At 50.8% G+C, this 7434-nt stretch carries 6 protein-coding genes and 2 other annotated features; of the genes, 2 read left to right on the plus strand and 4 right to left on the minus strand.

The genetic code is table 11. The features are described from left to right. The first annotated feature begins 579 nt into the window (after positions 1–579). Positions 580–978 carry a (deoxy)nucleoside triphosphate pyrophosphohydrolase gene (locus tag ACR0P9_RS05275; RefSeq protein ID WP_432618018.1) on the plus strand — a complete coding sequence of 133 codons (399 nt, stop codon included), beginning with the start codon at positions 580–582 and terminating at the stop codon, positions 976–978. 63 nt (positions 979–1041) lie between these two features. On the opposite strand, the gene leuB is transcribed toward ACR0P9_RS05275, so the two are convergent. From leuB to ACR0P9_RS05295, 4 genes are all read right to left on the minus strand, one after another. After that, positions 1042–2118 (minus strand): 3-isopropylmalate dehydrogenase, encoded by a 1077-nt coding sequence (gene leuB / locus ACR0P9_RS05280; RefSeq protein WP_432618008.1) that lies wholly within the window; start codon positions 2116–2118, stop codon positions 1042–1044. Beyond that, a complete protein-coding gene (gene leuD, locus ACR0P9_RS05285; RefSeq protein WP_432618010.1) occupies positions 2118–2615 on the minus strand; it encodes a 3-isopropylmalate dehydratase small subunit in 498 nt (165 codons plus the stop codon). The genes leuB and leuD overlap by 1 nt, the downstream gene beginning before the upstream one ends. 14 nt (positions 2616–2629) lie before the next feature. Continuing rightward, positions 2630–3892, minus strand: a complete 1263-nt coding sequence (gene leuC / locus ACR0P9_RS05290) for a 3-isopropylmalate dehydratase large subunit (RefSeq protein ID WP_432618012.1) — start codon at positions 3890–3892, stop codon at positions 2630–2632. A gap of 74 nt (positions 3893–3966) precedes the next feature. Further along, positions 3967–5481: a 2-isopropylmalate synthase gene (locus tag ACR0P9_RS05295; RefSeq protein ID WP_432618014.1), complete on the minus strand. Its 1515-nt coding sequence runs from the start codon at positions 5479–5481 to the stop codon at positions 3967–3969. 97 nt (positions 5482–5578) lie between these two features. Further along, positions 5579–5844 (minus strand) — a binding site (T-box leader). Positions 5845–6009: 165 nt separating this feature from the next. After that, positions 6010–6261, plus strand: a binding site (T-box leader). Between the two features lie 81 nt (positions 6262–6342). Between ACR0P9_RS05295 and aroF the strand changes: the two genes are divergently transcribed. Further along, positions 6343–7359, plus strand: a complete 1017-nt coding sequence (gene aroF / locus ACR0P9_RS05300; protein WP_432618016.1) for a 3-deoxy-7-phosphoheptulonate synthase — start codon at positions 6343–6345, stop codon at positions 7357–7359. Positions 7360–7434: the final 75 nt, after the last annotated feature.

The raw sequence follows: 7434 nt of genomic DNA on the forward strand, positions 1-7434 counted from the left end.
CATTGATTTAAATGTGACGGATATGATGGATCATCTGTACACCTCGACACGCGCTGTGATGTCAGACACAGAAAAGCATCAGTTCTATCAGAAATATGTGAAGTCTCTGTCCCTTGTCATCGGCGATGACGGCACAGTATCTATTCAAATCAAAGGAAAATAACGATGATTTATACCAAGCTGACCAAACGCGCCCTTCAGCTCGCCTATCAGGCACATCATGGACAGACAGACAAAAGTGGTCTCCCCTATATCCATCATCCCCTGCATCTTGCCGAGCAAATGCCGGATGAAATCAGTACAATTGTCGCTCTGCTGCACGATGTACTAGAAGACACATCTATGACTGCGGAAGATTTGCTGCACGCAGGTATTCCCGCGGCTGCTGTTGAGACCATTCGTCATCTGACGCACCGTCCGGAGATTCCGTATCTGGATTATATCCGCGCTTTGCGCAGCGATCCCATTGCCGTGCGCGTGAAATTAGCAGATCTCGCTCACAACAGTGATCTCTCCCGATTGGAAACCATCACACCCAAAGATCTGCAGCGCAGAGAGACCTATCAAACCGCCATACAAATTCTCAAAACAACAGAAGTTGTTGCCGCATTAATCTGGCAGGACAATCGGTTTCTGATTTGCCAGCGTCCGGCCAATAAAGCGCGCGGATTGCTGTGGGAGTTTGTCGGCGGAAAAGTAGAAGCTGGCGAAACCAAGCCGCAGGCATTACTTCGAGAATGTCAGGAAGAACTTGCCATTACGCTCTCTGTCGGCGATGTTTTCATGGATGTCACACACTGTTATCCGGATTTGACGGTGCATTTGACCCTGTTCCACGCGGCAATAGCCTCAGGCACACCACAGCTGCTCGAACACTATGATATGCGCTGGATTACTCCGGCAGAAATCGACCAATTTGAGTTTTGCCCTGCAGATGTTGAAATTTTGCAGCAAATCAAAGCCTATGCGCAAAAATAACAAATGATATAAAAATAGGGTCTGGCACATGCCAGACCCTATTATCTTTCTTATCTCAAGAAATTAGCCCTTGATGTTCTCGCAAATAATTGCACCCATCTCGGAAGTAGAGAGAACCTTCTCGCCTTCCTTTGCGATGTCAGCGGTACGATGACCATCATTCAGTGCCTTCTCAACTGCTGCTTCGATGCAATCAGCCTCTTCGCCCAGACCGAACGAATAACGCAGCATCATCGCGCAGGACAGAATCGTTGCAATCGGGTTTGCAATGCCCTTGCCTGCAATATCCGGTGCAGAACCGTGAATCGGCTCGTACATACCCAGCTTGGTCTTGCCGATAGAAGCAGACGGCAGCATACCAATCGAACCGGTAATCATACTTGCCTCATCGGACAGAATATCACCGAACAGGTTGCCGGTCGTGATAACATCAAACTGACCCGGATTGCGAACCAGCTGCATGGCTGCATTGTCTACATACATATCCTGATACTCAACTTCCGGATACTCTTCACGCAGCTTATGCATGGTCTCGCGCCATACGCGGGAAGTCTCCAATACGTTTGCCTTGTCAACGGAAGTCAGCTTTTTGTTGCGCTTCATAGCCATATCGAAAGCACGGCGGCCGATGCGCTCTACCTCTGTAACAGAGTAGTTCATATCGTCCCAGCCAGTCTCGCCCAGCTCGCTCTCACGACGGCCGCGCTTGCCAAAGTAAACGTCACCAGTCAGCTCACGGCAAACCAGAATGTCAAAGCCATCGCCAATAATCTCCGGCTTGATCGGGCAAGCATCTGCCAGAGCAGCGTGCATCTGTGCCGGACGCAGATTGACAAACAGCTCCAGATTGGAACGCAGACCCAGCAGGGCGCGCTCCGGACGCTTGTCAGACGGAACACTATCCCACTTCGGGCCGCCAACGGCACCCAGCAGAACGGAATCCGATGCCTTACAAACATCCAGAGTCTCCTGCGGCAGCGGAATGCCAAACTTATCAATCGCATTGCCGCCTGCATAGCACTCGGTGAAGTTGAAGGTGTGGCCGAACTTCTCGCCGACAACTTCCATGGCCTTCATAGCTTCTGTAACGATTTCCGGGCCGATGCCATCGCCCTTAATGACTGCGATATTGTACTGCATTACTTGTTTTCCTCTCTTTCTTTCAAGCTCTTGAGCAGGCCGCCTGCGGAAATAATGTTCTGCAGGAACGGCGGGAATGCTGCTGCCTGAAATGTCTGACCGGTTGTAATGTCGGTGATAACACCGGTATCAAAATCAACCTCGACCTCATCGCCTGCGCTGATCGCGTTGGCAGCCTCTTCGCTCTCCATAATCGGCAGACCGATGTTAATGGAAGAACGATAGAAAATACGAGCAAAAGAAGATGCAATGACGCAGGAAATGCCGTTGTCACGAATGACCTGCGGGGCATGTTCACGAGAAGAGCCGCAGCCAAAGTTCTTGGTTGCTACCATAATGTCGCCCTTCTTTACGTTCTTAACGAACTCGGTATCAATATCCTCCATGCAGTGGGTAGCCAGTTCTACCGGATCTGCAATGTTCAGATAGCGTGCCGGAATGATAACGTCGGTATCGACGTTATCGCCATATTTAAAAACAGAACCTCTTGCTTTCATGTGTAAAATCCTCCTTAGTCCAGCTCTGCCGGATCGGTGATATAGCCGGTGACAGCAGAAGCTGCTGCGACAGCCGGATTGGCGAGATAAATCTCAGAAGAAACATGTCCCATACGACCAACGAAGTTACGGTTGGTGGTAGAGATTGCCTTCTCATCATGTGCCAGAATGCCCATATGACCGCCCAGACACGGACCGCAAGTCGGCGTGGAAACAATCGCACCTGCTTCAACAAAGATCTTTGCCAGACCTTCCTCGATGCACTGGAGATAAATTTCCTGTGTTGCCGGAATAACGATAGTGCGAACGTTGCTCTTTACCTTTCTGCCCTTCAGGATAGCTGCAGCATCGCGCATGTCCTGAATACGGCCGTTGGTGCAGGAACCAATGACAGACTGCTGGATCTCAATCTTGCCCAGCTCGTCTACTGTCTTGGTGTTTTCCGGCAGATGCGGACAAGCAACCGTCGGGCGCAGTTCAGACAGATTGATGGTGTATTCCTCATCGTACTGTGCATCCGGATCTGCTGCGAACTCGGTGACTTCACGGTTGACACGACCCTTGATGTACTCGCGCGTCTTATCATCTACCGGGAAGATGCCGTTCTTTGCACCAGCTTCGATTGCCATGTTGCAGATGGTGAAGCGGTCATCCATGGTCAGAGAAGCAACGCCGTCGCCGGTAAACTCCATCGAACGATACAGTGCACCGTCTACACCGATCTTACCGATGATGTGCAGGATAACGTCCTTGCCGGAGACATACTTCGGCAGAGAGCCGGTCAGGTTAAACTTGATGGCAGACGGAACACGGAACCATGCCTTGCCGGTTGCCATGCCTGCTGCGAGGTCGGTAGAACCAACGCCAGTGGAGAATGCACCCAGTGCACCATAGGTGCAGGTATGGGAGTCAGCGCCGATAATCAGTTCGCCAGGACCTACCAGACCCTTTTCCGGCAGCAGGGCATGTTCGATACCCATCTGTCCCACGTCAAAGAAATTGACGATCTCATGCTTGCCAGAGAAATTCCGGCAGGTCAGACACTGCTCTGCGGACTTAATATCCTTATTCGGTGCAAAGTGGTCCATAACCAGCGCGATCTTTGTCTTATCAAATACGTGCTCAAATCCAGCCTTTTCCATCTCGCGGATTGCTACCGGACCGGTAATATCATTTGCCAAAGTCAGATCCAGATTTGCCTCAATCAGCTGGCCAGCGGTTACGCTCTCCAGTCCCGCATGGCTTGCGAGGATCTTCTGTGTCATTGTCATTGCCATAGGTGGTTTGCCTCCTCTATGTATGAATCACAGCCCTGCCCGCCAGAGCAAGCAGGGCTGTTTTCTATCCAATTTTAGTTGTTCAGATACTTGTTTACGCCGTTGATGTAAGCCTTGATCGAAGCCTCTACAATATCAACGGAAACGCCGCGGCCGGTGATGACCTCCTGGCTGTTCTCGCCGATAATCATCTTGACAACAGCCTCACTCTGTGCGTCCTGACCATCGGTCAATGCACGCAGCTGGTAATCTTCCAGCTGAACCTTCAGACCGGTAATCTTGTCAATCGCTGCAAACGATGCATTGATCGGGCCATCGCTCAGTGCTGCGCGCTCAAAGCTCTCATCACCCTTAGCCATCTTGATAACCGCTGTGGTGCTGATGGTGTTGCCGCTGTTGATAACATACTGCTGAAGCGTGTAGCGAACCGGACCGGATACCGGAACAACACCAATCAGTGCTTCCAAGTCGCGATCCTTGATAACCTTCTTGCGGTCAGCCAGTACCTTGAACTTTTCAAATGCCTTATCCAGCTTTTCCGGAGTCAGCGTGTAGCCCAGATCATGCAGACGAGCTTCAAATGCGTGACGGCCGGAATGCTTGCCCAGAACAATGGCATTCTTCGGAATACCAACAGACTCCGGTGTCATGATTTCGTAGGTAGACTTGTTGTTCAGGACGCCATGCTGATGGATGCCGGACTCGTGAGCGAAGGCATTTGCGCCGATAATCGGCTTGGTCGGAGCAACCGGAACACCTGTGATGGTCTGAATCATGCGGCTGGAACGGTAAATCTGCTTGGTGTCAATGCGGGTATCGCAGTCGAAGTAATCTTTACGGGTCTTCAGTGCCATAACGATTTCTTCCAGAGATGCATTGCCTGCACGCTCGCCGATACCATTGATGGTGCATTCTACCTGACCAATGCCTGCCTGTACGCCAGCCAGAGAGTTAGCAACGCCCATACCCAAGTCATTGTGGTTATGGCAGGACAGAACAACATTTTCGATGCCATCTACATGCTCGCGCAGGTACTTAATCAGATCATAGTACTCACCCGGTGTCAGATAACCGGTGGTATCCGGAATGTTGATGGTGTTTGCACCAGCCTGAATGGCGGTGTCAACAACGCGGCACAGGAAATCCCAATCCGAACGGGTTGCGTCCTCTGCGGAGAACTCAATGTTGCTCAGGAACTTCTTGGTGTACGATACATGATGACGAACGCTCTCCAGAACCTCTTCCGGGCTCATCTTCAGCTTATACTGCATGTGAATCGGAGAGGTTGCCAGGAATACATGAATGCGCGGGTCAACAGCTTCCTTAACTGCGCCCCAAGCGGCGTCAATGTCCTTCTCTACGCAGCGTGCCAGAGAGCATACAGTAGAATTCTTAATGGTGTGCGCAATGGTTGCAATCGCAGCAGCGTCTCCCGGAGATGCAATGGCAAAACCTGCCTCCATAATATCAACGCCCAGAGTTTCCAGCTGACGGGCAACCTCAATCTTTTCGCTGAGGTTCATGCTACAGCCTGGAGACTGCTCGCCATCTCTCAGGGTCGTATCAAAAATCCGAATCTGTCTTGACATAACGTATATCCTCCATACAAATGTAAAAAATTACTGGTTCAGACGGTGTGCGCGATGGGCATAAAAAAAGCTCTCATCTCGCCAAAATAACTTTGGAAACAGAGACGAAAGCAAACTTCCGCGGTACCACTCTACTTGTCGCCATACTTCTATATTGTACCGTAAGACGACCGCTCAACGCATCCAGCAATGCGCTTCCCCTGTAACGGTGGGAGATCCGTTCCAACCTAATCAAACATATATCTATATCTGTTTCAGCGGACTGTTCCAAGGCGAGTTTCACTGCTGAACGACACTGCCTCGCACCAAACGGCAGCTCTCTGAAGACGGCTTACAGTTACTAAACCTTTTCATCACATTTCAGTATTTAATGATTATGATTAACATTATATTCACTTCTTCCGCGTCTGTCAAGCGTTCACCGCAATTTTTTGCAAAAGAATCCAAAAAGAAACATTGTATTTTTCGCGCAAAACCTCTTGACATCGCACTTTCGTCCGATGTATAATAAATGCAGAATTTGATACCAGCACAGCGATGACGGAGAAAAGTAGTTCCGGATCGGTTTAACAGGGATAGCGTGCCATAGACTGAGAGTGCGCTTTGAACAAGTCGGATTGAAGTTCCCTCCTGAGCTTTCGCGCTGAACACAAGTAGGTGCGAACGGTCGCCCCCGTTAGAAGGCTAGAATATCGGGCTTCCCGGCCTCGTATTTGAAAAAAGTGCGGCATTTTTATGCCGAATTTGGGTGGTACCACGGAATTGTCTTTCGTCCCTGTTCGCGGGCTGAAAGGCTTTTTTTATGCTCACTTTTCGTGCGGTATCAGCCGGGAAATATATTTTCCAAGGAGAAAAAATATCATGATCGTTGTATTGAAAAAAGGATGCCCGAAGGAAGAAGTAGAACGCCTTACCAATTGGATCGAGCATTTTCATGTATCTGTAAACCCAATCGTCGGCGAAGAGACCACCATTCTGGGTCTTGTCGGTGATACTTCTGCTGTAGAGAAGGACACCCTGATGCTCAACCACTGGGTTGACCGCGTCATGAAGGTACAGGAGCCGTTCAAGCTGGCAAACCGTCAGATGCATCCGGACGACACCATTGTAAAGATTGGCGACCACGTAGAGGTCGGCGGCAAGAAGATCGTTGTCATGGCTGGCCCGTGCTCGGTTGAGAGCGAGCCGCAGATCTGCGAAATCGCAGAAGAAGTACAGCGTCAGGGTGCTGCTGTTCTGCGCGGCGGCGCTTGGAAGCCGCGTTCTTCCCCGTACTCCTTCCAGGGTATGAAGGCGCAGGGTCTGGATCTGCTTTGCATCGCAAAGGAAAAGACCGGTATGCCAATCGTTACCGAGATTACCAATCCGGCACACATCGAGCTGTTTGAAGGCCGTGTAGACTGCTATCAGGTTGGTGCCCGCAACATGCAGAACTTCGAGCTGCTCAAGGAGCTGGGCAAGACCAACACACCGGTACTGCTCAAGCGCGGCTTCGCAAACACACTGGAAGAATTCCTGATGTCCGCAGAGTACATCATGGCTGGCGGCAACGATCAGGTCATCCTGTGCGAGCGCGGCATCCGTACCTACGAGACCTATACTAGAAACACGCTCGACATCAGTGCCGTTCCGGCTCTGAAGCGTCTGAGCCATCTGCCGGTCGTTGTTGACCCGTCCCACGCTGCTGGTATCTACTGGATGGTAGAACCGCTGGCAATGTCCGCTGTTGCAGCTGGTGCTGACGGCCTGATTATTGAAGTACACAACGATCCGGCACACGCTCTGTCTGACGGCGCACAGTCTCTGACCTACAAGCACTTCGCACGTACCATGGATAAGATGCGTGCTGTCGCTGCTGCTGTCGGCCGCGAAGTCTAAGCAGGAGGACATACATATTATGTATCATCTTTCCCTTCACGGCTCCAATACCGATTCCGACATTTATATCGGTTC

Source organism: Butyricicoccus sp. (assembly GCF_050872565.1).
Classification (GTDB): domain Bacteria; phylum Bacillota; class Clostridia; order Oscillospirales; family Butyricicoccaceae; genus Butyricicoccus_A.